Here is a 26,769-nt window from a genome sequence, read left to right on the forward strand (position 1 = left end):
GAACTTTTTTTATGAGGAGAAAAGAATGAAACGTCTAAGAAATCGGCTGTCATTAGTGGCTGCAGTCCTATTTCTGTCAGCGCCAGTGATGGCCGACGAATGTGGATACATGCCAGGGTTTAAACATGGAAACGGAGGTGGATTCGTTGCGCTTACGGCGTATGTTGAGCCATCTGTTTATGTTGGGCCGAATGCGAAGGTTTGTGGGGTGAATACAATCTCAGGTAACACAATTATTGATGAATGGGCAGAGATTGATGGGTATGCAACTATTAAAGGAAAAGTTGTTATTCAAGATAGTGCTTACATTGGAGAATTTGCTCATATCGAAAATTATGGGACAGGAAACGGGATACAAATTGCAGGGAATTCTCAAGTTGGAGGAAATGCCGTTATTCTAGATAATGCTGTTTTAAATAATAACATTCAAATCTATGGCCATGCAAAACTTCAGGGCCTCACAACAATGTCAGATACTGCGAAAGCATATGGACATGCTCAACTAAATAACTCACACCTAGAAGGAAATGCCGTTGCTCACGGTAAAATTGTTCTAAATTCAGTATCCATGGGTGGTATGGCAAGAGCTTGTAACGACATAATTCTTTACAATACAGCTATCCCAAAAGGAAATGCTTACTGTCAAAGTAATAATAGATTCTTCAAGTTCTCATCAGGTTCATCAGCTAAGCATACATGTGCAATCATGTCGTTTTCAGACGTTTCAACAACTGGGGACGTTTTATGTTGGGGAGACAATTCTTCAAATCAAATCTCTTCAGATTCACAAACATTTATTGATTCGCCTAGCTTTTCAAGCATGCAAGTTGGAGATGCAACACTCGTAGAAACAGGAGGTAGTCATACATGTGCCATTAGGTTTAATGGCCAGGTTAAATGCTGGGGGAAAAATGACGTCGGTCAATTAGGACTAGGTACCGTATCACCAACGGGAAGCGGTTTTGTTACTGGCATTTCGGGAGCGACTAAGCTTGCACTTGGAAACAAGCACACATGTGCGATTACTCCATCTGGAACTTACTGCTGGGGAAGCAATGAATTTGGTCAACTTGGAATCGGAACATCAGATACAGACCCTCACCCATCCCCAGAAGCCGTAACAAATTTATCTGAAGGACTTCAGAGCATTAGCAGTGGCTTAAATTATACATGTGGGACTCATGGAACAACTGCGAAAGCTAAGTGCTGGGGAGAGCTGTCACAAGGACAAATTGGAAACTCTTCAACACCAACAGCTCTAGAACCTCAATCAGTTACAGGATTAACAGGGTTCGGAAACTTTGCTTTAAAACAAATTTCAGCTGGCCAATTCAGTGTGTGTGCTGTCGATGCCTCTTTTCAAGTTATTTGCTGGGGGAATAATTTCGCTGGCGCAATTGGAAATGGCACAACAGGCGCCGTATTACCTCCTACTTTAGTTGCTAGTATTACAGGAGATAATACAACAAAAGTTTATGTCGGCATGGCAACAGCTTGCGCTCACTCTTCAACAACAAATCAATTATTTTGTTGGGGAAATAACAGTCAAGGTCAAGTTGGGATCGATTCCATTGATTCTACGGTACCTTCACCAACTGAAGTCATTACCGATGATCCAATTTTAAATTTCGGGATGAGTTCTTTAACCCCTTCACTTGTAACAACAACTAACGCTGTCTACTGGTGGGGAGAAATTTTGCTAACTCAAGGGCCAATCGCTTTCAGAAAACCAATTCCGACTCATGACGAATACTAACAATAAGGATTTTTATGAAACATATTGCTTATATAACTCTTTTTAGTTCATTCAATCTCTACGCCGCGACTTGTACTAATACACAGACAGGCACAGCAAATACCCATACCAACGGCGGTGGAACTGTCTATAGCACTGCAACTGTTGCTTCAACAGTTTTCGTTGGGTCTACAGCTGTAGTTTGTGATCAAGCCTCAATCTCAGGAACAGCGGAAATCCGCGATCAAGCAATTGTCGAAGGCAATGCTCGAGTATCTGGTTCTGCTCAAATTTATGGTAGTGCGAGAATTTATGAGGACGCCATTATTACAGACATGGCCCAAGCTTATGGCCAAGCTCAAGTTTACGGTCAGTCAGTACTTCACAACAATGCTTCTATATCGGAGAATGCTCGTCTTTACGGAACAGCAATGATTAGTGATACAGCACAAGTGTATGGACAAGCTCAAGTTTATGGAGCTGCTAAATTAGGAGACTCTGCAAACGTTTATGGGCAAGGAAAAGTTTATGACAATGCCAGAGTTATGTACACTGCACATGTTCTGGGCTCTGCTCAAGTAAGAGGAAATTCTCTTGTAACTGAAAATGCGATTGTAAAAGGAAACACGATTGTCAGAGGCACATCAACTGTGGCCGGTGAGGCGAGCGTCCTTGATCAAAATACAACGATCAGTGACGCCGCTCTAGTCACAGGATCAACTCATACAACAGGAATTGTTAATATTCGTGGAAATTCGGTTGTCGCTCTAGAAGCTGAAGGCTTAATTGAAGGTAATGGAGCAACAGGTGTTTCAATCTACGGCCAATCTCTAGTTTTTGGAACTCCCTATATTGCTGGAAATGTAAAAATCTATGGTAAATCTACTGTTAGAGACAATTCATCCGTTACAGACAATGCTGAAATCTATGGTGAATCTAGCATTGAAGATCATTCTGAAATTGCAGGAAGTGCCAAGGTTTATGGACAAGCTGTTATTTATGAAGCAGCCATTATTGATGGTTCTGCTCAGGTCTATGGGACTTCAGTGGTTCGTGGGGATGCTCACATAAGTACGGGGACTCACGATAGCGTTTTAATTGCACATTAATCGAAAAGGGATTTATATGTATAAAAATATTTTAGCTTTATCTGCTCTTGGTTTCTCTTGCGCAAGTCTAGCTGCTCTAGACTGTGGAGGTGTTCCCGGCTCTTATAATGAGAATGATGCATTTATTGCAGCAACTGCGACAGTTGCGCCAACGGCTTATGTTGGTATCAACGTTGAAGTTTGTGATACTGCTCAGGTGCTAGGATCAGCTGTACTTTCTACAACAAACTCTCAACCTTTAACAATCAGAGGCAATTCAAGAATTTTTGGAAATGCAACTCTTACAACCCTTACTAAACCATTAATTGTTGAAGGGAATTCAAAAATTTATGGAAATGCCGTAGTCATTTCTCAATCTGTTACAGGCTCTCAACTTACTCACACTGTGATTAGAGGACAAGCTCAGATTTTTGACAGTGCCAATGTTAAAGGACTTGTGCAATTTGCTGAAAATAACAAAGTGCAAGTATACAACTCTGCCCTAGTAAGCGGTACAGTCACACTTTCGGGGACAGCTCAAGTTTTTGGGAATGCTACAGTTCGTGAAAGTGCAACTATCGCTGACCAAGCTGTCATTTATGACAGTGCTGATGTTTATGGAAAAGCTCTGGTACAAGGAGCAAGTCAAGTTTATGGAAATTCAAAAGTTTCAGGTAATGCCTTAATTGACAGAGATGCACAAATCTCAGGAACTGCAGAAATTACAGATAATGCTCAAGCCACTGATGTTGTAATGATCGCGGGAAATGCAAAAATAAAGCAGAATGCTAAATTAGCAGATGGCGCTTATATCTATGACGACGCTGTCATTACTGGCGATGCTTTTGTTTATGAAGATGCTCAAGTCTATGGCGAAGCTCACATTTATGGCCATGCAGAAGTTGCAGGAAATGCAAAAATTTATGACAACGCTATAATTCGTGGTCGTTCAAAAATTTATGAATCTCCAATAATTTATGACAATGCTGAAATTAGTGGCGAAGCAGTCATTCAAGGTCAGGCACAAGTCTTTCAGCTAGCAAAAATTTTTGGAAGTTCACAAGTTTACGGACAATCGGTTGTTCGCGGAAGTGCACAAGTTTTCGGAAAAGCACAAATTTACGATAATGCTCAAATTGCAGATCAAGGAAGAATTTCTGGAGATGCAGCAATCTATCAAAATGCCATTATCGGTGGAGACGCAAAAATCTTTGAATTCGGCCAAGTTTATGGAAATGCACAAGTAACTGGAACAACTTCCATTCATGGGACAGCCTTAGTTTATGGAAATGCTGTACTTACTTCCGGTGATTACAAACAAGGAAATCATCTTTAATCAGGAAATAATTTATGAGAAAAACTAATTACATTTTTCTTCTTTTCATTGTGGCAAAAGCTCAAGCAATGGATGTCTATTGTAATGGAGCACCAACAGTGCCTCACACGAACGGTGGAGGAAATGTTGCCTTAACTGTAGTCATTGATCCAGCTGTCTACGTCGGACCAAACGCTTCAGTTTGCGAATATGCAACAGTCTTAGGAAACACTCAAATTGATGATCAAGTGAGAGTCTATGGTTACGCTAGAATTAACGATGGCTCTGTTATTGTTGATAATGCTCAAATCTTCGGAAATGCTTCCCTAACCTCTTCCCCACCAAATCTAGCGATAAGAGTCTCTGACAATGCTTTAGTTTATGGGAATGCCAAAATTTCAGAAGGCGCAACTATAAAAGCCAATGCAAAAGTATTTGAGAATGCAAGAGTTGCAGGAAGCGCAATAGTTGATGAATCTGCCAAAGTTTATGGTAGTGCCTCAATCATTGGGAATGCTCAAATTAAAGGAAATTCAAAAATTCACGGTGTAGCATCAATAGGACAAAATGTTATCACATCCGGAACAACGAACATTTGCGCGGTAAAACAATACCCTGCAAATTCAGTTTTAACAGATGTACTAAATTGTCCTACATCTGCCCAGCTAAATATCAAAAAGAAACTGCGTTGGAGTAGAAATGAAAATTAATTCAAAATTATTTTATATCATCACCTTTTTTTCTTTAAGTGTTCATTCAGCCCATGCATCATCTTGCCCAGATATGGCAACAGGTGGATACCCCCATTCAAATGGTGGTGGATTTGTGGCATCTTCAGCGACAGTGGCTGCGACAGCTATCGTAACAATAAATGCCAGTGTATGCGAATCTGCAGTTGTTTCTGGAAATGCGATTATTGATGGTGAAGCAAGAGTTAGAGGAACCGCTTTAGTTGAAGACAATGCTATTATCAAAGGAAAATCTTTAGTCTATGGGAATGCTCACATTAAAGATAATGCAGTAATAGATCATAATTCACAAATTTATGGAAACGCTCTAATTCAAAACAGCTCGAAAGCTTTAAATAATTCTCAGGTTTATGGGAATGCAACTCTTTCTGGCAATGCAATTGTTTCAGGTTCTGCTCAAGTATCGGGAATGGCACAAATTCAAAACAGTGCCCGCGTTTATGGACACTCGAGAGTTTTTGGAAACTCTATCATTACAAACAACGCTAGTGTTTTTGAAAACGCTTATCTAAATGGATATATCTCACTATCTGGAAAATCAAAAGTTAGCGGTTCATCTCAACTGTACGGAAAAGCAACTCTATCGCAGAGTGCTCAAGTTTCAGGAAACGTCTATGTCAATGGAACTGACGTTTATATTGCAGACGATGCACAAGTTTTAGGCGCAGCCATTCTAATGAATACTGTAAAAGTCTACGGACATGCACTTATTTTTGAAAACAGTAGTTTAAAAGACTCTGTCGAAGTTTTTGGAAATGCAATTGTGGCAGGAAGTGTTGTTATTGAAAACAATGCCAAAGTTTTCGATAGAGCAATTGTTACTGGACAACTGATCAGTAACAACGCTCGAGTTTATGGAAAAGCACAAATCCGAGACAATGTTATTGTAAAAGATTCAGCTGAGGTTTTTGGAGAAGCTCTACTTGCTGATAATGTACAAATCAAAAATACGGCAAAGGTTTACGGCCAGGCCATTATGTATGAAAACGCTTCAGCGAACTCAGACGGTGAAGTTTTTGAAAATGCACAGATCTACGGCGATGCAATTATCTCAAACGGTGGTCGAGCTCATGGGAATGTTACGGTTTACGGAACCGTTATTGTATCAAGTGACCTAGACACTGGTGAGCATCACTTTCAAAACAAGAAAAAAATTATTGGAGTAAAGCATGAAAGCCAACTATATTAAAAAATCGTCTCTTTTAAGCCTTGTCTTCATTGCAGGGATTGCACACTCTGAAGCATCAATATGCCCAGGTATATCTATCGCAGGAGCACCTCATCCAAATGGAGGAGGTTTTGTGGCCTCTACAGCTTTTGTTGCCCCTACTGCAAAAGTCAACGCCAATGCAAGCGTTTGTGACTCAGCTGAAGTTCTTGGGAATGCTATTATTTCTGGAAATGCTCGAATTTCAGGAGAGGCCGTCGTTGAAGGAAATGCCTTAGTAAATGGCAATGCTCTTGTTTATGAAAATGCGCACGTTAAAGATACTGCGACGGTAGAAAACTCTGCTCAAGTCTATGGTTCGGCCATAATTCAACTTAATTCAAAAATTAAGGATAATGCTCAAGTTTATGGAGCGGCTCTTATTTCAGGGACTGACACTATTGTGTCTGACTATGCACAGATATCTGGCAATGCTCAAATTTACGATAACTCGAAAGTTTCAAACTCAGCAAAAGTTCTAGGTAACTCTATTCTATATAACAACTCTTCTGTATCAGAAGATGCTGTAGTTAATGGAAATGTTACGATGTCTGATTTATCTAAAGTGAGAGGATCTGCTCAGATCTTAGGAAAAGCGACATTAAGTCACAATGCTGAGATTTTTTCTACGGCTATCTTAAAAGGGACAGATACCATAGTCGCCGATAATGCAAAAGTACTAGGTAATGCACTCTTGCTCGATAATTCAAAAGTTTATGGTTCAGCTATAGTTTTTGAGAATGCCACCATTAAGAACTCAGCACAAGTCTACGGAAATGCGCTTGTTTCTGGAAGTACCATTGTTTCTATGAATGCAAAAATCTATGACAATGCCGTAGTGAGTGCAAAGCTGATTAGTGGTGATTCTAAAATTTATGGAAAAGCCGAAATAAAAGAAAGTGCAATTGTAAGAAATTCAGCACAGGTTTTTGGTGAATCCGTAGTTAGTGGAGATTCTCGAGTTGTTGGAACTGCAAAAGTCTATGGGCAGGCATATGTTTATGAGAATGCTCTAATAGAGTCTAATGCATTAGTTTTTGGTAATGCTCAGGTTTATGGAGATGCTGTTGTTACAACTGGTGGAGTTGCACATGGTACAGTCTCTCTTCACGGATCTTATGTACTGAATAGTAATTTGGATAATGGCAATTTTGAGTAATTATAGATTGATGGGACTAGGTCGTATATGCAGAATAATAAAATTATTTTTTCACTACTTTTTTTTATTTTCTTAATAAATTCTGAAGCATTTGGAAAAAATGCTACTCAAGAGTGCTATAAGAACAACGTTTTTCCCGATGGGACTTACTCGACTCTTGCAGCTGCAAAGGCCGGTGCAGAATGGTGGTGCGAAGCAACTATTTCGCCATTTTATTGCCGAGGAAATAATCAGCCTTTATGTACAGTTGTGAGCCATTCATGGAAAACAGGCACCAATGGCCAAGAATTATTAGAATATTTATATACGACTGATTATAGATACGTCTGTGCAACTGCTGGACCATGCCAAACTCCAGAAAATCCAAATCCTGATCCAACAGATGATTCTGTTCTGGACGAATTTGAAGTCTCTGCAGACGGTCTTACAATTACATCGAGTAGCGGTTTGCCTGCAGTAGTTAACGGTAGCCCAATGAACTCATGCAGTCCTTCACAAAAAGCATGTGGTGACCCAGTAAACGTATCCACAGGACTTATGTGGCATCAAGATACCGATTTTCACCTAAAGGGAAAAACAACATTAACAGACTTATACTTTCGACGAACGTATATGACTCAGCCGATTTTATTAAGTAATGGACTTGGTAAGCATTGGTTTCACAACTTTCAAACCAAAGTATATCCTTCTAGTGAAAATAACGTAAGTATTCTCCTTTGGGCTGACGAAAATGGTGGAGTTCATGTTTTTTTAAAAAATAGTGATGGTTCTTATAAGAACCCTCCTGGTTTTTTTGGCTCTATGATAGAGTTCTCTGATCGATACGAACTTACTAAAGCAAACAAAGTTAAATTCACCTTCACAAAAAATACTAATATTGCTCCATTCGGTAGCATTGTTACAATTACAGACCCTCATAAAGAAAGAATATTTTTTCAATACAACAATGCAGGACAGCTTTCCTCAGTTGAAACAGGCTTAGCTGGAAAAATTGTTTTCTCTTATAATTCCAACAACTATCTCAGACAAGTCCTAAGAGAAAGAGACAATCTTAGCTATAACTACACTTACGATTCAAAAGGCAATCTATTAACTGTTAAAGATTTTAATGGTCTTGTCACATCCTATACTTATCAATCCTCTATTATCGGCCATCTTGATGGACTATTACTATCATTCACTGATCCGTTAAAAAGAACGACTTCTTTCGTTTATGACGAAAAAGGTCGCGCTATTAGTGAAACTGAACCAGGAAAAGCAACAAGATATTTTTCTTACAACAATTCAAATGATGGAGTTCTCTCTACTACCCTTACCGAGATTGATGGTGCTGTAACTCATTTTGAATTTGACAGTAATTATCGACTTGTTAAAACAATTAATCCTGATGGTTCTATTGAACAAAAAAAGTGGAACTTGAGAAATTTAGTTGAAAATGAGACGGATGCTCTAGGCTATGTCACAAAATATCAATACGATAGCCAAGATAATCTTTCATCTATACAGAGGCCCGAAGATTCTGAACCGACAACCATTACTTACGATCTAAACTTCAATAAGCCCATAGAAATCGTGCCTCCTTCTGGAGTTCCTACATATTTTACATTAGATCAATCAACAGGAGATATCTTAGGAATATCAAAAGATGGTTTATCTCTAAACTACACATATGACAATTTCGGAAACATAGTAACAACAAACAATGGTATCGCGACTTATTCAGATCAAACAAACTCTTATGGGCTAAAGACAATTCTATTCGATGCACGAAACCCCTTAAAGTTATCATATGATATTCGAGGAAGGGTCGTAGTCGGGCAATACGCCAATGGTCGTCGCTTAAATTTTACTTATGACAATTATGATCGAATTATTCAGATAAAAGATAGTAGTGGTCCAACAACTAACAACACATATGATGTTTTAGGAAGATTATTAATAAAAGAAGTTGTCGGTATCAAAAATAAAGAAATTACAAAATATGCTTGGGATATTAGAGGAAGGCTTATTCAAATTACGGATAACTTAGGAAGAAAAACTCAATTTCAATATAACGCTGGAAAAGCATCATATTTAGTTATTGATAAACCTTCTGCTGTTATTGAGCCAGATGGAAAGACGACTGTATTAATATATGACAGAATGCAAAGACTAGTGAAAAAAATCGATGCTCAAAACCATGCTACGAAATTTGAATATAATCTTAGAGGGGATTTAATTAAAGTTATAGATGCAAAAGGTACTACAACCACCTTTTCGTACGATGGCAATAAAAACTTGATTCAACAGGACAACCCTACAGTCTTAACAAATAAAAAAGGAATAAGTACAGCTGCCAGAGAAAAAGTTTATTACACATATGACAACCGAGATAATTTAATAAAAGTTGAGAAAAGCCTAGCCTCTGGACTAGGTAAGAAAACTATAACCACCTTTACCTATGATTTGCACGATCGCCTTATTGAAAAAACAATTCAAAAAATTAATGTTAGCGGGACTATTGAAGACTCAAAAACCTCTAGTTTTACTTACGCCCCTATACTTGAAGCGAATCTTTTAAAAACAGCGGATAACGAAGTTCAAAAGCTTAGTTTTACACACGAGAACCTTCCTCCATTTAAAGTAATCGCCTACTCAACAAGAGCGACAGACTCTAAAAATCCGTTAGGTCTCATAGAAAATGATTTCGTCATTACAAGAGATTTTTCTGGAGAGATTAAAACGTTAAAAAGCATTAACGGTGCAACACTACTCTCTTCTCAATATGATTTAGCTGGAAGACTGGAGAAGATCAGCTCTGGCGATTTCATAGGAAATGGATCAAAGAAGTTTGAAAGTAATATATCCTATGATGATTTTGGACGAAAAATCAAAGTAACAAATTCTGATGGTTTTACACAGACAACCTCATTCGATCAAATAAGTCGAATAACTAATATAAATTGGAGGAATCTGATCACACCCAATAGCGTTTACAATATCTCACAAAGTCTAAATTACGACCTTTCCGGAAACATCACAGAATCTAAACGTGAAAACATAAAAAGTAATTACAAATATGATTCATCTAACCAGCTACTTAGTGAAAACTCTCAAATCTACAATCGTGAGTTTTTTTATGATCAAACAGGAAACAGAATTAAAGACTCTTACAATGGTTTCATTGATTTTATAAACGATTCAATCACTGGTTATAAAAATTCACACGTGTTTGGTACCATATACGCTTATGATTTAGATGGCCTGGGAAATGTTTCAACAATTGTCAACGAACAAAAAAAATTACAGCACGATTTTGAATATAACTTAAATAATAAATTATCAACATTCCAATTATCAATTGGCGTCAATGAAGATTCAATTTTTAGCACCTACTACTATGATGCTCTAAATAGAAGGGTTGCTAAAAACATACAAATCAATAAAAATAATAAAATAACCTCTTTCACCCAATCATATTCCTATTTGGCTTATAGCGAAAATATTTTATTATCAAAGAAAGGCAATGGTGAGATCACTCAATACGTAGATGGTCAAAATATTGATGAGCACTTAGGCGAAGTCACATCCATTGCAGCTAAAAGTTATATAACAGATCACTTAGGTTCGGTGATAAATTCCTTGCCAAGCGTAGATCAGAAAAGCTTTGGAGCTTTTGGTGACATTAATACAAATAATAAATACCAGGAAGCCTTTACCATTGATAAGAATTCAGCTCCTGTGGCTTATGGCTTTACTGGACGCGAATTCGATTTAGAGTCGGGTCTATATTACCTTCGTGCTAGAAATTATGATCCTAATACAGGAAGATTTCTTACGAAAGATCCAATTGGCTTAAAAGGAGGCGATACTAATTTATATCGATATGTTTCCAATCGCCCTCTGCTATTCACTGATCCTTATGGAAAAAATCCAGTACTCATTTTAGTTATGCCAACCTTGGTTTATGAAATTGCTTACGATACAACAAACTTGATAATGGAACTAAGCAAAGGCAAAACCCTCGAACAATCATTTCAAACTGTACGGAAAGAAAGTCCCATTACTGATATCTTCACAACAGGGACCAATATGCTTCTAGGGCAGACTGCTGGAACGTTACAATTTTTTGCAAATCCAGATACTTTTAATACTATTAATAAGTTAAAGAATAGGGAAAAGGATTTGGACAAGCAAATTAAAGAGAGTTGTGAATGAGAAAAATAATAACTGCTTTATTTTTTTTAAATATCGGGATTCTTCCAATTCATTGTATTCTACTTTTACTTAATGTAATAAAGTCTGATGTTTACACTTTTGGCAATCTAGCGACAATTTTTTTATCCATAGGAGGTTCTTTCTATATTTACTTAAAGATATACTCAATTCAATGGTTCGGCGAAAATGTCGAACCGGGAAATTATGCTAATATAGTTATAGGAAATATTATGTCTCTAATTTGCTTAATGCCTGCAACTTTTTTTAATTCTTATCCACTATTGCAATTACTACTCAAATAAGATTGAAATTATTTGCGATGAATATCTTTTCAATAACACGATCTTACATCCTTCAGGTAAAATTCTTCTAATGGTAAATCTCACTAGGGTTTACCATTAGCCAACGTGAGTTCGGCAATCTAATAAAAAGATGATTTAGAACTTCAAATTTGTGATTGGGCAGACAAACTCTTCCAGGCGTTTTTTATAACTTGTCACCATCTCTTCTTCCGATACTTTAGCAAGCTCCCCAAAGCGAGAGTTTCTAAGTTCGGCCACAACATCATAAGGAATGTTTTGTTCAAGGATTTCAAGTCCGCGAGGAAGAACGCTCATCATTCCGTGGTAAGCACGCACGTAGCCTAGGGCCGCATCCTGACGGCCGAAGCCTTCTAAGAAAGCGCAGACGATTTCGCCTTTTTCATCATTAGTTAAAAGTTTGGTTTCGCCTAAGTCTCTTCCCCACTTGTCCATAAATGGACCGACCGGGATTAAGAATTTATTTGAGCGACGAAGACATTTTGGTTGTCTCATCGACATGTGACGGTGGTTTTCTACAGATAAAAACGCTTTGTTAACCTGTCCGGCATAAACCAGGATCGGGTCTTGGGCCTCATTGAGTCTGTGGCCTAATTTATAAATGCGTTTTCTAAAGGGATCGTCTTCTGGCATTTCCCATTGATCGATAACACGGTCAAGGTCGCCGAAGTTGTGGGCCATAAGCGCTGTTGATCTTAAGAAGTTTACGTGGTCTCGTTTTTCTCTTAACTCTAAAAGAAGTTTTTCTTCTTTTTCAGCTTCAGCAAGAATAACGTCGGCCATTTCGCGGGCCAGGTCAAAGTGTTTGTGTCTCATTAGAGCGCAGTAGCCACCAATGGCCACAGAAAGCCATGTCCCTTCGTGAGTGCTCATGACTTGGCCGCGTTCCGGGTTATAAGACTTTCTATTAGTGACTTGTTCGTAGTCCCAAGTCCACGATGCGATGGTGATTTTGGCCATGCGTTCGATGTGTTTTTTAATTTCAGCGTGCTCCCACAATCCTTTTCTGATTTGGTTGTCGACGTCGGTTGGGACAAATGTTCCTGCTGTACTCCAGTGAGCGGCCATACAGATATGAAAGTATTCTGTCAGGTCGATATTTTTTAGAGAGTTTAAATTCTTTTTGTAAAAAACCAGCTTTGCTAAGTAAGCGCGCTCTTTTCCGGTAGTGTCGATTTCACCGTTGAATAAGAAAGGCGCCGTGTTTTGAACGTGGGTTAAAAGAATATTGGGTGCGATGCCTGTAAGCTTCAGACCTGATTGCAGTTGTTTTTTTGCCATAGAACCTGAGAGGAGAAGTTAAAAATAAAAGGCCCCTTCTTTAGAAGGGGCCAAAAATCATTATTGGGCCATGATATTGATACCAGAATCAACGTAAAGAACTTGTCCTGTTACCCCGTGAGATAATCTCGAAGCAAGGTACACAGCTGTTCCACCAACGTCGTCTTGAGTAACGTTCTTTCTTAGTGGTGCTTTTTCTTCAATCACTTTTAAGAAATCTTTTAGACCAGGAACTGCAGAAGCTGCAAGCGTTCTGATTGGTCCTGCTGAAATACAGTTTACACGAATATTTTGAGGTCCAAGATCGTCTGCCAGGTATCTTGTAGAAGCTTCAAGGGCCGCCTTTGCTACACCCATGACGTTGTACCCTTTAAGAACCTTTACAGATCCGTGGTATGTCATAGCGATAACTGAAGCGTCGTCGTTCATATTGTTTTTAAGAGCGTTACATAGACCGATGAGTGAGAAAGCTGAAATATCGCAGGCCATTTTAAAACCGTTGCGAGACGTTTCAACGAAGCGTCCTTTCAGGTCATTTTTATCACCGAAAGCGAGTGAGTGGACAAGAATATCGAACTTGCCCCATTTTTCTTCTACGATTTTTTGGATGCGCTCGTAGTGCTCATCAATCGTTACGTCCATTTCGAAAATAAAGTCAGCGCCCACTTCTGCAGCAAGTGGTTCAACGCGTTTTTGTAGGTTTTCGTTTAAGTAAGAAAGCGCCACTTGCGCCCCTTCAGCTTTAAGTGCTTTTGTGATTCCCCATGCAATCGACATATCGTTTGCAATACCTAAAACTAAGGCTTTTTTTCCAGTCAGAAGACCCATCATTAACTCCTAATTAAACTCTAAAATTTAGTGGGGAAAGAGTAACTTTACTCGCCTTGTCTGTCAAAAAGATAGCCGACTGAGCGCACACTTTTAAAGAACTTCGGGTCTTTAGGGTCGCTCTCGAAGTACTTTCTAAAGCGCACAATGAAATTGTCTAAAGTTCGGGTACTCACGCCGCGGTCATAGCCTACAGCTTTCTCGAGAATCTCTTCGCGAGTCAGGGGCATATTTGGGTGAGCAAAAAAGACTTTGAGGATCTTGATTTCCTGCAAAGTTAAATCGAAATTTTGTGGGCTAGATTTTTTAAATGAATGGGCCTTCAGGTTTTTAAAGTCTACTTGGTGATCACCAAATTCATAGCTTTCGCCGAGTAAGGCAATCTCATCTTCCTCTTGTTTGGCCAGCTCCTCAGGTGCAACTGTATTCCATTCCATGCGAGTTAAAAGACGGTCTACGCGTAGAAGAAATTCATCCAGGTCAAAAGGTTTTGAAAGATAATCATCAACTCCAAGAGAGAGGCATTTGATTTTTTCTTTAACCTGCTCTTTGGCCGAAATAACAAGGATAGGAATCTTCGGATCACGTTTTCTAATCTCAGTGATCACGCCAAAACCATCAATTTCCGGCATCATCAAATCGACAATGACCAGCTCCGGAGCATACTCTCCGTAATAATTTAGTCCCTCAAGCCCATTAAGAGCGTGCAAGACATCGTGGCCCAGCATGCGCAGGTTGAGTTTAATGGCCTCAGCAATATGCTTTTCATCTTCGATGATAAGAATTTTTTTGCCAGTATTTTTTGTGACGACTGCCATAACCTATTTCGTTTCCTTAAAAACAATCCTGAAGATTGTTCCTTTGCCCACCCCATCACTGTGAGCGGTAATTTCGCCCTTGTGGAGTTTAACGATACTCTGGACAATGTAAAGCCCTAATCCGCTTCCCTTTGTAGATCTTCCTACCTGGTAGAACTTTTTAAAGACTTTTTTAAGTTCGCTTTTTTCTAAACCAATCCCATTATCGCTGACATCAATCACTAAACTTTTTTCAATCATCGTGACTTTGATACGCACTAATTTTTCACGGGACTTGTTGTAAATAAAACCATTCGTCACCAGGTTCATTAAAAGCATTTCAAAAAGACCGAAGTCGATTTGCATAAAATAACTTTCTACATCACTTTCAAACTCCACTCTTCCTTCATCAAAAAGATGGGGCGTGTTTTTAATAAACTGACCAATCACTGAAATGAGATCTTCATCTTTAAAGTCGGCCTTGATGTTTTTATCTTCCAGTCTTCCCAATTGCAGGATGCGGTTTACGTTGTCTGAAAGACGTTTGGTGTCGCGCTTCATGTATTCCAGGTAACGAAGCTGCTCCTGGCGCTCAAGCTCGTGGCGGGAAAAAGTCTCCAGGAACAATTGCAATGAAGCAATCGGCGTCTTTAGTTCATGGGTAAAACCATTGATAAAGTTTTGCTGCAATCTATAGAGCTGGATCATCTTTTGGTAGTAGATGTAGATGATGAAAAGTCCTGCGAGGATAACTGATACCAGCAGAGAAAGAGTCAGGATCAATACCCATGTTTCGCTCTGGAAAATCTGCTTAGCATTAAGGTTGTATTTAATAACCACATCTTGAAGCGCCTCGTTGACCTGAAGGTACGAACGAATGTACAAAAACAGCGATAGCGCTAAGGCCAAAAGCGAGAAAATAAAAATAAATAAGGGATGGTAAAACCACCGGGATTTAATCATACTAAAAGTGTTAATGAAGACAGATGATAAGGCAAGGAGCGTATGGAAATAGCAAGCATTCAAGACACAATTGCAAAAAGTATTGACCACACTTTACTAAAACCAGATGCCACTTTTGCTCAAATCCACACGCTAGTCGATGAGGCTAAACAATATCGCTTTTTTTCTGTCTGCGTGAACCCGGCCTACGTGGCAACTTGTGCTGATCTTTTAAAAGGCACAGGCGTTCAGGTTTGTACGGTTATCGGTTTCCCTCTGGGGGCAAGCTCTACGGCCGTCAAGGCCTTTGAGACAGCTCACGCAATTAAAGACGGGGCCGATGAAATCGATATGGTCATCAACATCGGGGCCTTAAAATCACAAAAACTTTTATTAGTTGAAGAAGATATCCGCGAAGTCGTTTATGCGGCCGAAGGAAAAGTAGTCAAAGTGATTATCGAAACCTCTCTTCTGACTGAAGAAGAAAAAGTCCAGGCCTGCCAGATCGCAGAGAAGGCCGGAGCAAACTTTGTCAAAACATCGACGGGCTTCAATGGCGGTGGTGCCACCGTAGAAGACATTAAACTGATGCGTGAGAGTGTTTCAACGTCGGTGAATGTCAAAGCAAGTGGTGGAATCAGAGACCTGGAAACGGCCAAAAAAATGCTGGCAGCAGGGGCAACCCGCTTAGGCACAAGCGCAGGTGTGTCGATCGTTAAGGGAATTGTCTCGCAAGACTTCTATTAAATAGGAAAGTGCCCCTTGGCCTTTTCTTTTAAGGCCTGGCGAACTTCATTTCTATCTTTATAAATTTCACAATCCTTAATCGCGTGAAGACTCAAGAGTTCTTCACGCATATTGCTCTCTGGAGTAAGAATATAGACATCCCCTTTTTTTCTCGCCTCTTCCTGGAAGTTCATCAATTCATTGAGAGCATGACGGCCCATACTCTTAAGTGATGTGAGATCAAACACAAAAGCTTCTCCGCCAATTCTTTCAAAGGTAAATTTCATATCTGAGAGTTCATCCATGTCTGGATTGAATTTTAAATAAACGGCACTGCCCATCTTCACCACTGAAGCCATAAGCTATTCTCCCTACGAGGTCTTAGAAATTTTACTTATCTTACTCCTCTTATCAGGGGATTAAATATGTGGCTGTTTTTGCAGGGGGGACCTTAAGATTAGGCCGCTAAATCGAGTTGTTTTTTTGACAACAAAAATGGGCTACATGTTTTCCTACATATTTTCAAAGAAGTTAAGTGGCAGTCCGCCCTGGCGGTTAAGCCTCTCCATACACTTAGGAGCAATCCCTTCAAACACCAGGAAGCCATCTTCTCTGCGGGCAATAGTTTGAACCAACATTGTTGGCCCCTCCATCCCACACACTTCGATGATTTCGTTGATCACGCGATTGCCTTCTTTGTCACGGCCTAATTGAATGATGAATTGAACAGCAGACGTCATCTGCTTTCTGACGACAGTTAATGGGATTTCAAACCCGGCAAGTAAGAAGAGTGTCTCCATTCTTGAGAGACATTCACTGGCAGAGCTGGCGTGCACGCTAGTCATACTTCCATCGTGTCCAGTGTTCATCGCCTGCAGTAAATCAAAGAGCTCTCCTCCGCGCGTCTCACCGATGATAATGCGATCCGGGCGCATACGCAGAGTGTTTTTAACCAGGTCGCGGGTGCTCAGTGCTGACTTCGACATCAGGGCCTTCGCTCCAGACTCAAGTCTCACCACATTGGGCATATTGATTGTTAGTTCAGGCGTATCTTCAATGGCGATCACTCTTTCATGTTTTGCGATTTCGTTGATCATTAAATTTAAAAATGTCGTCTTCCCTACACCTGTTCCTCCGGAAACAACGATATTTAAGCGCGAGTGAACGATGGCCCTTAAAAATTCGACCCAATGAGGACTAAGACCAAAGACACCTTGATTAGAATCGAAGCTGGAAATAAATTTCAAATACTTTCTAATTGAGATCGCCGGTGAGCCGTTAACAAATGGCTCGTTGATGATGTTGATACGCGATCCATCCGGAAGATTCCCGTCGAGAATCGGATTGTCGCCGTCACACGTCTTCTGGTTCATGTCGGCCACATCTTTAATAAATTGCTTAATATCGGCAGCTGGAAGATTGGCATTGATTTGAATGAACTGCCCGCCTCTTTCGACGAAAACATTTTTCGGCCCGTTGATTAAGATCTCGGTGATACCGTTTTTTTTGCTTAGATCGTTGATTAAGTTCCAGATACTGTTATTCATAATCGCCCTTTCCTATTGGGTAGAAACATCTGTCGTAAAAATATCGGAGTCGTTAATTGAAGCTCCGTAAGTCATAAAATTATTCATCATCTGAGTCTGCTCATCTTTTGAAAGCAAAGAAAAAAGTGAAGCGTATCTCGTCTCACTTTGCAGCAGAGTAAAGAGCCTCTCTTGCCCCAGGAAATGTTCAAACTGAATCAACTGAAGCATCAGCCAATCAATGCGCACTGATTTTGCTTTGGAAAGCTTCATGTATTCAATGTGCTCGTCTTTAATTAAAAGTGGTGTCAGCTCTCTGGTGTCACTTCTCATCTTGATATGAATCAAAGACATCTTGGCATAGAAAGCTAAAAGAAAAGCGCGGTTAAATCCAGCAGGTGTAAAGTGGCGGAGTTTATTTTCGACGTTGATTAAATCGGTAACTAAATTTAAATTTGCAGTCTCTGGAAATCTTCCCGTCATCGCATGCTCTAAAAACACAGCGGCCAGGCGGTTTCTGATTCCAGTCCAGCCCGAGATCGAAAGAATTTTTCCCAGGAATCCATCGGGGTCGATGTCTTTAAAGACTTTTTTAACTAAAGCGTTGAGCTCTTTGTTCTCGTTGATATACATTTCGAGGTTAGTGTTAGCCGCGGTGGAGTTTTGAATGTTGCTTGCTAGCAACCGAGTATAATACTCAGGCAGCGAAACATAAGGGAAATTGATCATGCAATCCTTGCGTGAATTTGTTCTCTCTAGAGATCACTTACAACTTAGTTTATACTGAGTTAAGAGCAGTCTCAATAACGAAATGGAAGTGCCATGAAAATCCCTATTTTTGAAGAAATCCTCCTCAAGGGCCCCTCAGTTGCCGACGTACAGGAAGTGGTCGAGGACTCAAGAATTGGAAAGGTTCCCTGCTATATCAACCTCTCAAACTACGCAGCGGCCGACCTAGAATCTGTGATTATTAACCTAGAACAGGTTATTTTAGAAAACGCTCTTCATCCGCGTTTTCCCTACCCGCTTTATATCATCACCAGCAAATCGGTAAAGAGTCTTTTCCCCTCTGTCAGATCAGTAAAAGACCTACCTGAGCATTACTTTAAAAAAGTTAAGAGACCAAACAACAAAGAGCTTCAACTCTTAAATAAGCTCTCACTTAAAGTTGATAAAATCAAAAACCTCGAGCTCTACAAAATCTCTCAGGACCTGAAAGATTCTGCCGATGCCCAGAAAAAGCTCTACGTTGAGACTAAAGAACTCTACTTTCTGGAAACACTAAACTTCATGCTCTATGAAAAACCCACGAAGGCCAAAGGGCGTGATAGGTAGGAAATAAATGAGTAAAAAAATCGGAAACACCAATCTCTCAAAAGAAGTCCTGGCAGGCCTTAAAGGCTTTGAAGATGTCTTTGAAGACTACGTTAAAAGTGAAGAGTACAAAGACCACGAAAGAAAAGAACGCGAAAATGCCAAGGTCGGCGAACAATATGAACTTCAGCATTTCCTGGAGCAGGAAAACGACCGTCTTTCAGCGCTGGAGATTTTTCTTACGAAAAAAATCCCGCTTAAAATGAATTTTTCTCAGACTGAAAAACTGATCCTGCTACAAATGGAAAGGAAAAAAGTCTTAAAAGAAAAGATGAGCACGGAACTGGCCAAGCTCGACTCTCCTTTGCAGAAGAATCTCGCTCAGCTTATTAATTCACATTTTGCTTAGTGCTTAACGACCGTCAGGATAATAGGTCCACCGACGTGTTTAAAGTCTTCATCCGACATCGAATCAATGTCGTAGCCTTCCATCTGCGATTTGAGAAGGTCCTGCAGGTAATTATTGAAATCAAACACCTGGTTAAGGCCATAAGTCTCTGAGAACTTCTGGATCTTTTTAAAGAGTTCTGGCGTCAGGATGAACTTCCCTTCCGAAGGAGACACTACTCCCTGAGAGAATGCTTTATACTCATCAACGGTCAGTCCCAGTTTAGCTCCATTATTCTGCGAAGGATTTTCATTGAATGAACTTAAGTAGAAGTTGGCAAAGTTGCTTAATAAAAGCGACTCAAAGTTGATGTCATCAACAGTGTAGTTTAAGTAATAGCTGTCCATTAAACGCCCTTCTTCTTTTAGAGTCGTCAGTGTCTCATAGAACTTGCTTGCAAATGGCATTAACGCTATTAGGGTTTTAGTTTTATAGATCCACATCTGATACTCTTCAAACTCGATAATTGTTTTTGGAGAATCATCTTTTGGGGCATGGAATTTTGTCGGAGTATCAAAAGAGTTATCCAGGAAATCACTCCAGTAGTCTCCCAGGAATGCCTCTTTATCCCCTTCGAAGCCATGAGTGGCCAGGGCCTTTTTTAAGTCTTTTAAATTGAATTTGATCAGCGAGTTTCCAATTTTATAAAGGTCGCTGAAACTAAAAAGTGTAAAGAGCCCTTCTTCTGGTGTTTCCTTTAAAAAGTCTGTCGACTTGATGTAATTAAAACCAAGAAGAATAAGATTTTTTGTCTGTGAACCAGTTCTCGTCATGGCCACTGAACCTTTTTTCAGTGAACCCTGGGACTCAAGGCGGGCATTGATGAGTCTGACAAAATTAAACTGCAAGAAGTCTGCGCGTTTTTGATCTGAAACTTTTAAAAGTTCATCGATGACTTTTTTGAAGTGATCTTTAAAAGCAACCAGCGATGAATTGTGCAGATTTTGATTCTTGGAAACTTCATCAATTCTGCCAGTCGCTGCCGTTTTTTTCTGAATGAAAAGATTTAAGAAGTCGATATTAATAAATGGATTTTCCGCTTCAAGCGCATCGATATAATCGACAAAACCATAATCTCTCATACGCTCTTTGCGCAGTTGATACTCTTCTTCCTGTAAAATAGAAAATGAATCAGACACCATCTTGAATAAGAATGTATAAGCATTCTCCACTCCCAATTCGTAATAAAGATGGCGAATCAATGAGCGAACTTCATCGACGTATGGGAATGTCTCATCAAATTCAAAAAGAAGTTGGTTGTCATCAGTTAAAAAATAATTGTCGTGATCCGGGTAATTTGGGTCTTCGGCATCAAAGCTCCAGACATTGAAGCGGCTTTTTAAAAATAGCAGGAACTGTTCGCTAGTGACAAAGTCAGCTTTCACTGTTTCATCTTCCACTAAGGAATAAGCTTGTAACCAATACGTGAAGTGCTCCACATCGATTTCATCTTTTTGCCAAAGATCGATGTCCATAAAAACTTCGCGCTGCTCTTTGGAGAATTTCGGAAGATACTCAGCGACCTTGTCTAAAGGTAATTTCCTTAGGGCCAGGTAAACTGGCTGGACGGGTAAAACCGAGAGGTCCTGGCCTCCTTCAACGTACTTTTCAATCTGATCCAGGTGATTGTAGGCATCAGACTCTTTCATTAGGATGGTTAAGGGATCGTTTTTACTTGGTTTTTTAGGTGTTTCGCTCATGGGTTTTTTATAGCATTTGCCCTCGAGGAATTCAAGGAATAATCCGAAAAGACCCATAGGATGATCATTCGGCAACTACTCACTTTCACTCTTACGTTTCTGCTCTTATTTCAGAGTGAAGGATTTGCTGCGCCATTGGTTTCTAACCCCCTTGCCGATCTTCTGATCCAGCACCGTGAAATCAAAACGGGCGTGGGGAGTATGGAGTTAATTGCCAAACACGGCAAGTCGCTTCTCGATGCGACTTACAAAATGATGGGCGATCCAAAAAATCGTGCGTATTTAAATTCTGCTGACGGAATGGAGTTACAAAAACACCAGCAGATGCTCGCTAATTTTATTGCAGTTAAAGATCACTTTGAAAAATGTGTCAAAGACAAAGAAGCAAAAAGAAAACTGCACGAGCGCGTTTTAAGTGCGAGTTTTCAAAGTCTAAACACACTTGAAGATACCGCCCTTCCCTGTCTTCCTCCCAATTCAAACAGCACAAATAAAAGCTTTCTCGATTTTAATAACGGTGTCATGAAAGCGATGAAAGCAACGGTTAAACCCTACTTTCAAAATCAACTTTCAAAACAAATTATCACCAATACGGCCAAGTCACTGATGGCCTTCAGGCAAAAATTTAATCCCGATTTTATGAAAGCTGGATACCTATCACAAAAAGAAATGGATACCGTCATCGGCGATGTCTGTCAGAAAAAAATAATGGTGGGAAGAGGTCTTTATTCAAGTACTGATGTTTGTAAAAACATGGACCCGGCCTTCAAAAAAGAGCTGGCAAACGATTTGATTTCTTTTTCTAAAATGCAGGACCCGAAAGGGAAAATGACTCCTGAATCGGCGACAACATCCCTTAATGCTTCGATTGATCGATTGAACTCTGCTCTCTCAAAAATCAAAGTGAAAAAAGATGTCGGTTACATTTATGACTCGGCCGATTTGACCAATGATGAAAATGCTAAAAAAGGTTTTGACGGATACATCAACCAGTACATGGCCGAAGTTTCCAAAGACGCTGGTCCCCTGCTTTTAACCAAAACAATGAAAGATGAAGCTGGAAGTATCAAGCGCTTTCACAGCGACGATACGACTAAAAATAAAAAAACCACACAGTTCCAGTTTATCCCACATAAAAAAATTGCAACAAGCGACGTAAAAGACGCCATTAAAGAGGCCGAAGGTAAAATGCTGGCCCAAGCTCACGATACGCTCAACATCGCCTACGATGCCACCAAAACAAAGGGAAAAATCGTTTCCGATGAAGACGATATTGCTGAGCTGGTAAAGATCAACCCCTTTGCTGCCGGACAACTTCTGATGAAAAAACCTGAGTACGCCGGTCTGATGTGTGATTCAATCAATAAGATCAATAAAGAAGATGTGAGTGATGAGAACTTTGATAAGTATTTTGCCATTGGAACAGCTGTTATTGGGGGAGCTCTGCTTTTAACCGGTGTGGGAACTGTGGCCGGGGCCTATATGATTACTGGATCACTGACGGCCGGAGTGGCCGCAGGAACAATTGGTGGAAGCATTCTGGGTTACACTGCCCTTGCCGGAAGTGCAGTTGAGCTGGCCAGTGCCGGCTACTACGGAAAAAAATCATTTGATCAGTACCAGGAAATGAACCGCCTGGAGGCCGCGTATTTAACTCGAAATAGCGACTCTACTGCGATCATCGAGGCCAAAAATGCATTGGTAGAATTTAAAGACGCCCGCATGACTGCTGGTATTTCTCTAGCGAGTGTGGGTTTAAGTTTGGCCAGCGCCGGAAAACTCTTTAGTATCTTAAAGTCGGACGCTAAAATCTCCCCTGATCAAGTCAAAGCAGCGACAAAAATTCTGCGTTACCTGGGACAAACTCAGATGGCAAAAAGAGTAAAAGATGTCGTGCGCGTATTAGGCGAAGCTGGTATGGAAAAACTTGATACCTTCCTTCTCTATCTGGCAAAGGCCGGAGAATCATCTCGTATTAAATTCCTCGAGCTTTTAAAAGACGGGAAAATCACTCCGGAAAAAATCAAAGAAATCGTCGAAGCTTCACTCGAGGCTGCCAAAAATTGCGGAAAAGTTTAAATAAAACTTTCTTAAAATTTCAATCAATTACATCTAATGATAGGCAAAAAGTATGATTGTTATCATATTCGAAGAATGTTCTTAGGTTGGAGCATTCCTCTGACGATATCATGACAAATATAAAAAGCAGGACTCTGATTATGAATTTTTTATTGATACTACTCACACTTCTTCTCACTTGTGCTGCGTACTTTGTGTACAAGTTTTTGAGAGACAGGAAAAATATCCTGAGCAATCTGGATAATGTATCAACAATCAGCTTTGACCTCACTGGATCGGCCGAACAGGTTAGTACTGTTAGCTCAGATCTTTTTAAAGCTTCTGAAGAACAGCTTGATACACTAAACTCTACTGTATCGGCCAGTCATGAAATCAATTCAATGATCATGCGAACGAGCGACAACGCTAAAGACCTTAATGACAAGGCCTCAGATCTCCAGAGTATGGCAAGCGAAGGACATAAGATCGTTCAAGAGATGGTGAGTTCAAGTCTTGAAATTAAAGTAGGAAGTGAAAACTTCCAGTCGCAAATGCAAGACAGTATCAATGAGCTTTCTCAGTCACTCATGGTTATTAAAGAGATTGCAGAAAAAACCAAACTTATTAATGAAATCGTTTTTCAAACGAAACTACTCTCTTTTAATGCTTCAGTCGAAGCTGCCCGCGCTGGAGAGCACGGAAAAGGTTTTGCAGTCGTAGCAGAAGAAATCAATAAACTTGCTCAAGTAAGTGGGAACTCTGCTGATGAGATTTCTAAAATCGTGGAAAAGAGTGTGACGTCTGTTAATCAGGCGTTGGAAAAAACAAAAGTCAAAGTTGAGAGATTGACATCTGATACGGCCAAGAGAAGCGAGGCCGGATACAATCAGGCAAAAAGCTGTGAGACTATCTTCTCCTCTATTACCGGCCAGATTGCAGAAATCAATTCGATGGTACAGGAAATTTCTGTGGCCACAAAAGAGCAATCTCAAGGTGTAGAATTACTGGATAAAGCGATTGGAAATCTTCAGGAAGTTGCAGATAGAAACCGTTTAGTGGCCAGCCAGTCAACTGAACACGCCCACGCTTTTGCTGATCAGACAAAAGACCTCATCAAGTTCACTGAGAACATGAAATTTTATCTTCCAAAAGATAAAAACAAAGTCAAAAAACTTCAACAATTCGTATGGAGTGACAAGCTTATGCTTGGAGTTGATAAGATGGACGATGAACACAAGATCCTGGTCAACAAGATCAATATCCTGGTAGATGCTCTTTCTGCTCAGTATGTGAAAAAAGACAAGATTACTCTCTACAATTCTTTTAAAGACCTGGCCGCTTACACACGTGAACACTTCTCACATGAAGAAAAGTTTATGGAGTCTATTGGCTATCCTCAGTTAAACTCTCACAAAAAAATTCATGAGAAGCTCCTTGAACAAGTCGGCCGTTATGGCGAGCAGATTGAAAAAGGAACTCTCGATGATCAAAAGCTTATCTCGTTTTTAAGAAACTGGCTGATCAGTCACATCATGGGTGTGGATATGCAATATGCCGGTCACTATCACGAAGAGAAAGCTGCTTAACTTTTTTTCTTATCACCATAAATCGTCAGCGACAGCTCACTCACAATGATATTGAGGGCACGGGACTCGCTGGCGAGTTTTTCTGCGGCACTGGCTGTCTCAAGCCCTGTATGACTATTCTTCTGGGTGACTTGATGAAGCTCATCCAGCGCTTTATTGATCTCACTAATTCCTTCGGCCTGTTCTGCCCCTGCCGTTTCAATCGCTGAAGCAATCTTTGTTACATTGGAGACGTTCCTAAAAATTTCTTCCAGGACATCCCCACACTCTTTAGCTGTCATGACCCCGTTTTCAATTTTTTCATTGCCACTTAAAACGAGAGAGTCGACATTGGCCTTGGTTTTTTCGATGATGCGATCAACTTTCTCCATACTTTCTTCTAACATGGTCGAAATTTCCAGCGAGGCCTTTCCACTCATCTGCGCCAGATTGCCGATTTCTTCTGCTACGACTGCAAATCCTTTTCCATGCTCTCCCGCTCTACTGGCCTCAACTGAAGCATTAAAAGAGAGAAGTTTTGTCTGGAACACGATTTCATTGATAACTTTCGTTTTGTTTTCAATTTCTGAAATCACTTGAATAATACTTTTTAACTCATTATTACTTTGGTTAATTTGCTCAACGATATCCTGGTTACTCTGGTCGATGACCTTCATAGAATCAATCATCTTTTTAACAACCGCTTTTCCACTATCAGCTTTGGCCTTAGAACGAATAGAAGCATTGGCCGCTTCCTGAGCATTCATCGAATTGCTCTCTATCATAGAACTCATTTCTTTGACGGAAGTCGCAGTGTCATTAAGTGAGATTGACTGCTGTTTGGAAGAGCTTGCTAAATCAGTGGAAGCTTCGCCTATTTGTTCCGAAGCATGCATTAAAAGAGCTTTCGAATTCTCCAGGTTAATCGTCACATTCTTTAGCGTTTCAAGTGGAGAGCGCACGATAAAGTAGGCCAGGGCCAAAGCAAAAAAAGCCCCCACAGTAATAAAGCCTCCCATATAAGTCGTCGACGAAATTTTTCCTGAATCATGATTTTCGGCCGCAATCATTTTCACATCACTAGTGATCGCAAAAACTCCGTGCAGTTTTCCATCCTGCCAATTCTCCATCTTGTGTCCGAGAATGTCTTTCCCATTCCCCCATGGGCTCGTCAACGGATCACCATGACAAGTCAAACATCCCGACTTTTCTTTAATGCGCACCGGACGATAAACTGTGACATACCTGCCAACATCATGAACGATTTCGTTGAGCTCAGAGTTAGTGGCAAAACGATCAAAGATTTTCATCTCATCAGGAGTCGCTTGATGGTCTTTATTTCTGGGTTCATTAGAAAAGACTCTAAAGGAGTACATCTCTTTTTCAGAATCCACAGCACCTATTCTCATCGCTGCATATATTGGCACCTGCTGGATGATAATTTGTTTATCTTCATCGGTGAGCTCATCTGAACTACGGTATTTCTTTTTGTAAAAATCCACCATATTCGCCAGACCACCTTGTTTGGCCACATACTGGCTGGCAACATGGATTCTCGAATGAATCGTTTGGGCCTTACTCACTAACCCCTCACGAAATTCGCGGTTTTTAAAATACACTCCCACCCCTAACGACGCCGATGCGCAGATAAGACAAGTCACGCCCACAGTTAAGAGAACTTTTTCTCTTAGCCCAATTCTTTGGAACCACTCCATACATTTCCCATATAATTAATTTATAAATAAAACATTAATATCAGGTATGGGTTTGTTTCAAATAAATAAACTTTGATATTAGTCAGTAAAATGGTGCTT

At 40.1% G+C, this 26,769-nt stretch carries 21 protein-coding genes; 12 read left to right on the plus strand and 9 right to left on the minus strand.

The annotated features are described in order from the left end of the window. Positions 1 to 25 precede the first annotated feature (25 nt). Genes AC6JA8_RS11430 through AC6JA8_RS11460 form a run of 7 tightly spaced genes read left to right on the plus strand, consistent with a single transcriptional unit; the run spans position 26 to position 11,450 of the window. Positions 26 to 1,756 carry a hypothetical protein gene (locus AC6JA8_RS11430; RefSeq protein ID WP_497973901.1) on the plus strand — a complete coding sequence of 577 codons (1,731 nt, stop codon included), beginning with the start codon at positions 26 to 28 and terminating at the stop codon, positions 1,754 to 1,756. A 14-nt stretch (positions 1,757 to 1,770) separates the two neighbouring features. Further along, positions 1,771 to 2,844, plus strand: coding sequence for a hypothetical protein (locus tag AC6JA8_RS11435; RefSeq protein WP_497973902.1), 1,074 nt, complete (start codon positions 1,771 to 1,773; stop codon positions 2,842 to 2,844). A 16-nt stretch (positions 2,845 to 2,860) separates the two neighbouring features. Further along, on the plus strand, positions 2,861 to 4,159 hold the full coding sequence (locus AC6JA8_RS11440) for an LbetaH domain-containing protein (protein WP_497973903.1): 1,299 nt from the start codon (positions 2,861 to 2,863) through the stop codon (positions 4,157 to 4,159). Positions 4,160 to 4,173: 14 nt separating this feature from the next. Next, entirely contained in the window at positions 4,174 to 4,848 is a 675-nt protein-coding gene (locus tag AC6JA8_RS11445; RefSeq protein ID WP_497973904.1) for a hypothetical protein, read from the plus strand. Beyond that, positions 4,838 to 6,076 carry a hypothetical protein gene (locus AC6JA8_RS11450; RefSeq protein WP_497973905.1) on the plus strand — a complete coding sequence of 413 codons (1,239 nt, stop codon included), beginning with the start codon at positions 4,838 to 4,840 and terminating at the stop codon, positions 6,074 to 6,076. Before AC6JA8_RS11445 ends, AC6JA8_RS11450 begins: the two co-directional genes overlap by 11 nt. Then, positions 6,057 to 7,253, plus strand: a complete 1,197-nt coding sequence (locus tag AC6JA8_RS11455; protein WP_497973906.1) for a bactofilin family protein — start codon at positions 6,057 to 6,059, stop codon at positions 7,251 to 7,253. Before AC6JA8_RS11450 ends, AC6JA8_RS11455 begins: the two co-directional genes overlap by 20 nt. Before the next feature lie 27 nt (positions 7,254 to 7,280). Next, positions 7,281 to 11,450, plus strand: a complete 4,170-nt coding sequence (locus AC6JA8_RS11460) for an RHS repeat-associated core domain-containing protein (protein WP_497973907.1) — start codon at positions 7,281 to 7,283, stop codon at positions 11,448 to 11,450. Positions 11,451 to 11,887: 437 nt separating this feature from the next. Here AC6JA8_RS11460 and AC6JA8_RS11465 read toward each other — a convergent pair whose 3' ends face one another. The 4 genes from AC6JA8_RS11465 to AC6JA8_RS11480 are packed head-to-tail and all read right to left on the minus strand — an operon-like array spanning position 11,888 to position 15,639. Next, entirely contained in the window at positions 11,888 to 13,051 is a 1,164-nt protein-coding gene (locus AC6JA8_RS11465; RefSeq protein ID WP_497973908.1) for a hypothetical protein, read from the minus strand. A gap of 60 nt (positions 13,052 to 13,111) precedes the next feature. Then, positions 13,112 to 13,879 carry an enoyl-ACP reductase FabI gene (locus tag AC6JA8_RS11470; RefSeq protein WP_102243955.1) on the minus strand — a complete coding sequence of 256 codons (768 nt, stop codon included), beginning with the start codon at positions 13,877 to 13,879 and terminating at the stop codon, positions 13,112 to 13,114. Positions 13,880 to 13,926: 47 nt separating this feature from the next. Continuing rightward, a complete protein-coding gene (locus tag AC6JA8_RS11475) occupies positions 13,927 to 14,697 on the minus strand; it encodes a response regulator transcription factor (RefSeq protein ID WP_497973909.1) in 771 nt (256 codons plus the stop codon). 3 nt (positions 14,698 to 14,700) lie between these two features. Then, positions 14,701 to 15,639, minus strand: coding sequence for a sensor histidine kinase (locus AC6JA8_RS11480; protein WP_497973910.1), 939 nt, complete (start codon positions 15,637 to 15,639; stop codon positions 14,701 to 14,703). 42 nt (positions 15,640 to 15,681) lie between these two features. On the opposite strand from AC6JA8_RS11480, the gene deoC reads away from it, so the two are divergent. Further along, a complete protein-coding gene (deoC, locus tag AC6JA8_RS11485) occupies positions 15,682 to 16,365 on the plus strand; it encodes a deoxyribose-phosphate aldolase (RefSeq protein ID WP_497973911.1) in 684 nt (227 codons plus the stop codon). Here deoC and AC6JA8_RS11490 read toward each other — a convergent pair. The 3 genes from AC6JA8_RS11490 to AC6JA8_RS11500 all read right to left on the minus strand — a co-directional run bounded on the left by AC6JA8_RS11490 (position 16,362) and on the right by AC6JA8_RS11500 (position 18,503). Next, on the minus strand, positions 16,362 to 16,703 hold the full coding sequence (locus tag AC6JA8_RS11490) for a hypothetical protein (RefSeq protein ID WP_497973912.1): 342 nt from the start codon (positions 16,701 to 16,703) through the stop codon (positions 16,362 to 16,364). The genes deoC and AC6JA8_RS11490 overlap by 4 nt on opposite strands. Before the next feature lie 153 nt (positions 16,704 to 16,856). Next, a complete protein-coding gene (locus AC6JA8_RS11495) occupies positions 16,857 to 17,891 on the minus strand; it encodes a TadA family conjugal transfer-associated ATPase (RefSeq protein WP_497973913.1) in 1,035 nt (344 codons plus the stop codon). Positions 17,892 to 17,903: 12 nt separating this feature from the next. Next, entirely contained in the window at positions 17,904 to 18,503 is a 600-nt protein-coding gene (locus AC6JA8_RS11500; RefSeq protein WP_497973914.1) for a hypothetical protein, read from the minus strand. 189 nt (positions 18,504 to 18,692) lie between these two features. On the opposite strand from AC6JA8_RS11500, the gene AC6JA8_RS11505 reads away from it, so the two are divergent. Both AC6JA8_RS11505 and AC6JA8_RS11510 read left to right on the plus strand, forming a co-directional pair. Next, complete coding sequence (locus AC6JA8_RS11505) at positions 18,693 to 19,205, plus strand: hypothetical protein (protein WP_497973915.1); 513 nt, start codon at positions 18,693 to 18,695, stop codon at positions 19,203 to 19,205. Between the two features lie 7 nt (positions 19,206 to 19,212). After that, a complete protein-coding gene (locus AC6JA8_RS11510; RefSeq protein WP_491636222.1) occupies positions 19,213 to 19,593 on the plus strand; it encodes a hypothetical protein in 381 nt (126 codons plus the stop codon). Here the strand turns inward: AC6JA8_RS11510 and AC6JA8_RS11515 are convergent. After that, positions 19,590 to 21,332, minus strand: coding sequence for a DUF6178 family protein (locus AC6JA8_RS11515; protein ID WP_497973916.1), 1,743 nt, complete (start codon positions 21,330 to 21,332; stop codon positions 19,590 to 19,592). The genes AC6JA8_RS11510 and AC6JA8_RS11515 overlap by 4 nt on opposite strands. A gap of 60 nt (positions 21,333 to 21,392) precedes the next feature. On the opposite strand from AC6JA8_RS11515, the gene AC6JA8_RS11520 reads away from it, so the two are divergent. Together AC6JA8_RS11520 and AC6JA8_RS11525 are read left to right on the plus strand one after the other, a co-directional pair. After that, the gene (locus AC6JA8_RS11520; RefSeq protein ID WP_497973917.1) at positions 21,393 to 23,411 is read left to right on the plus strand and encodes a hypothetical protein; all 2,019 of its coding nucleotides are present in this window, start codon (positions 21,393 to 21,395) and stop codon (positions 23,409 to 23,411) included. Positions 23,412 to 23,551: 140 nt separating this feature from the next. Continuing rightward, positions 23,552 to 24,976 carry a bacteriohemerythrin gene (locus AC6JA8_RS11525; protein ID WP_497973918.1) on the plus strand — a complete coding sequence of 475 codons (1,425 nt, stop codon included), beginning with the start codon at positions 23,552 to 23,554 and terminating at the stop codon, positions 24,974 to 24,976. Here the strand turns inward: AC6JA8_RS11525 and AC6JA8_RS11530 are convergent. After that, entirely contained in the window at positions 24,973 to 26,670 is a 1,698-nt protein-coding gene (locus AC6JA8_RS11530; protein ID WP_497973919.1) for a methyl-accepting chemotaxis protein, read from the minus strand. The genes AC6JA8_RS11525 and AC6JA8_RS11530 overlap by 4 nt on opposite strands. Positions 26,671 to 26,769: the final 99 nt, after the last annotated feature.

The sequence above is a fragment of the Bacteriovorax sp. HI3 genome, assembly GCF_059738875.1.

Coding starts and splice junctions, on each gene's coding strand:
- AC6JA8_RS11475 (WP_497973909.1), bottom strand. CDS start 14,697: ATGGCAGTCGTCACAAAAAATACTGGCAAAAAAATTCTTATCATCGAA.
- AC6JA8_RS11495 (WP_497973913.1), bottom strand. CDS start 17,891: ATGAATAACAGTATCTGGAACTTAATCAACGATCTAAGCAAAAAAAAC.
- AC6JA8_RS11490 (WP_497973912.1), bottom strand. CDS start 16,703: ATGGCTTCAGTGGTGAAGATGGGCAGTGCCGTTTATTTAAAATTCAAT.
- AC6JA8_RS11530 (WP_497973919.1), bottom strand. CDS start 26,670: ATGGAGTGGTTCCAAAGAATTGGGCTAAGAGAAAAAGTTCTCTTAACT.
- AC6JA8_RS11510 (WP_491636222.1), top strand. CDS start 19,213: ATGAGTAAAAAAATCGGAAACACCAATCTCTCAAAAGAAGTCCTGGCA.
- AC6JA8_RS11505 (WP_497973915.1), top strand. CDS start 18,693: ATGAAAATCCCTATTTTTGAAGAAATCCTCCTCAAGGGCCCCTCAGTT.
- AC6JA8_RS11480 (WP_497973910.1), bottom strand. CDS start 15,639: ATGATTAAATCCCGGTGGTTTTACCATCCCTTATTTATTTTTATTTTC.
- AC6JA8_RS11520 (WP_497973917.1), top strand. CDS start 21,393: ATGATCATTCGGCAACTACTCACTTTCACTCTTACGTTTCTGCTCTTA.
- AC6JA8_RS11500 (WP_497973914.1), bottom strand. CDS start 18,503: ATGTATATCAACGAGAACAAAGAGCTCAACGCTTTAGTTAAAAAAGTC.
- AC6JA8_RS11430 (WP_497973901.1), top strand. CDS start 26: ATGAAACGTCTAAGAAATCGGCTGTCATTAGTGGCTGCAGTCCTATTT.
- AC6JA8_RS11525 (WP_497973918.1), top strand. CDS start 23,552: ATGAATTTTTTATTGATACTACTCACACTTCTTCTCACTTGTGCTGCG.
- AC6JA8_RS11465 (WP_497973908.1), bottom strand. CDS start 13,051: ATGGCAAAAAAACAACTGCAATCAGGTCTGAAGCTTACAGGCATCGCA.
- AC6JA8_RS11455 (WP_497973906.1), top strand. CDS start 6,057: ATGAAAGCCAACTATATTAAAAAATCGTCTCTTTTAAGCCTTGTCTTC.
- AC6JA8_RS11435 (WP_497973902.1), top strand. CDS start 1,771: ATGAAACATATTGCTTATATAACTCTTTTTAGTTCATTCAATCTCTAC.
- deoC (WP_497973911.1), top strand. CDS start 15,682: ATGGAAATAGCAAGCATTCAAGACACAATTGCAAAAAGTATTGACCAC.
- AC6JA8_RS11445 (WP_497973904.1), top strand. CDS start 4,174: ATGAGAAAAACTAATTACATTTTTCTTCTTTTCATTGTGGCAAAAGCT.
- AC6JA8_RS11450 (WP_497973905.1), top strand. CDS start 4,838: ATGAAAATTAATTCAAAATTATTTTATATCATCACCTTTTTTTCTTTA.
- AC6JA8_RS11460 (WP_497973907.1), top strand. CDS start 7,281: ATGCAGAATAATAAAATTATTTTTTCACTACTTTTTTTTATTTTCTTA.
- AC6JA8_RS11515 (WP_497973916.1), bottom strand. CDS start 21,332: ATGAGCGAAACACCTAAAAAACCAAGTAAAAACGATCCCTTAACCATC.
- AC6JA8_RS11470 (WP_102243955.1), bottom strand. CDS start 13,879: ATGGGTCTTCTGACTGGAAAAAAAGCCTTAGTTTTAGGTATTGCAAAC.
- AC6JA8_RS11440 (WP_497973903.1), top strand. CDS start 2,861: ATGTATAAAAATATTTTAGCTTTATCTGCTCTTGGTTTCTCTTGCGCA.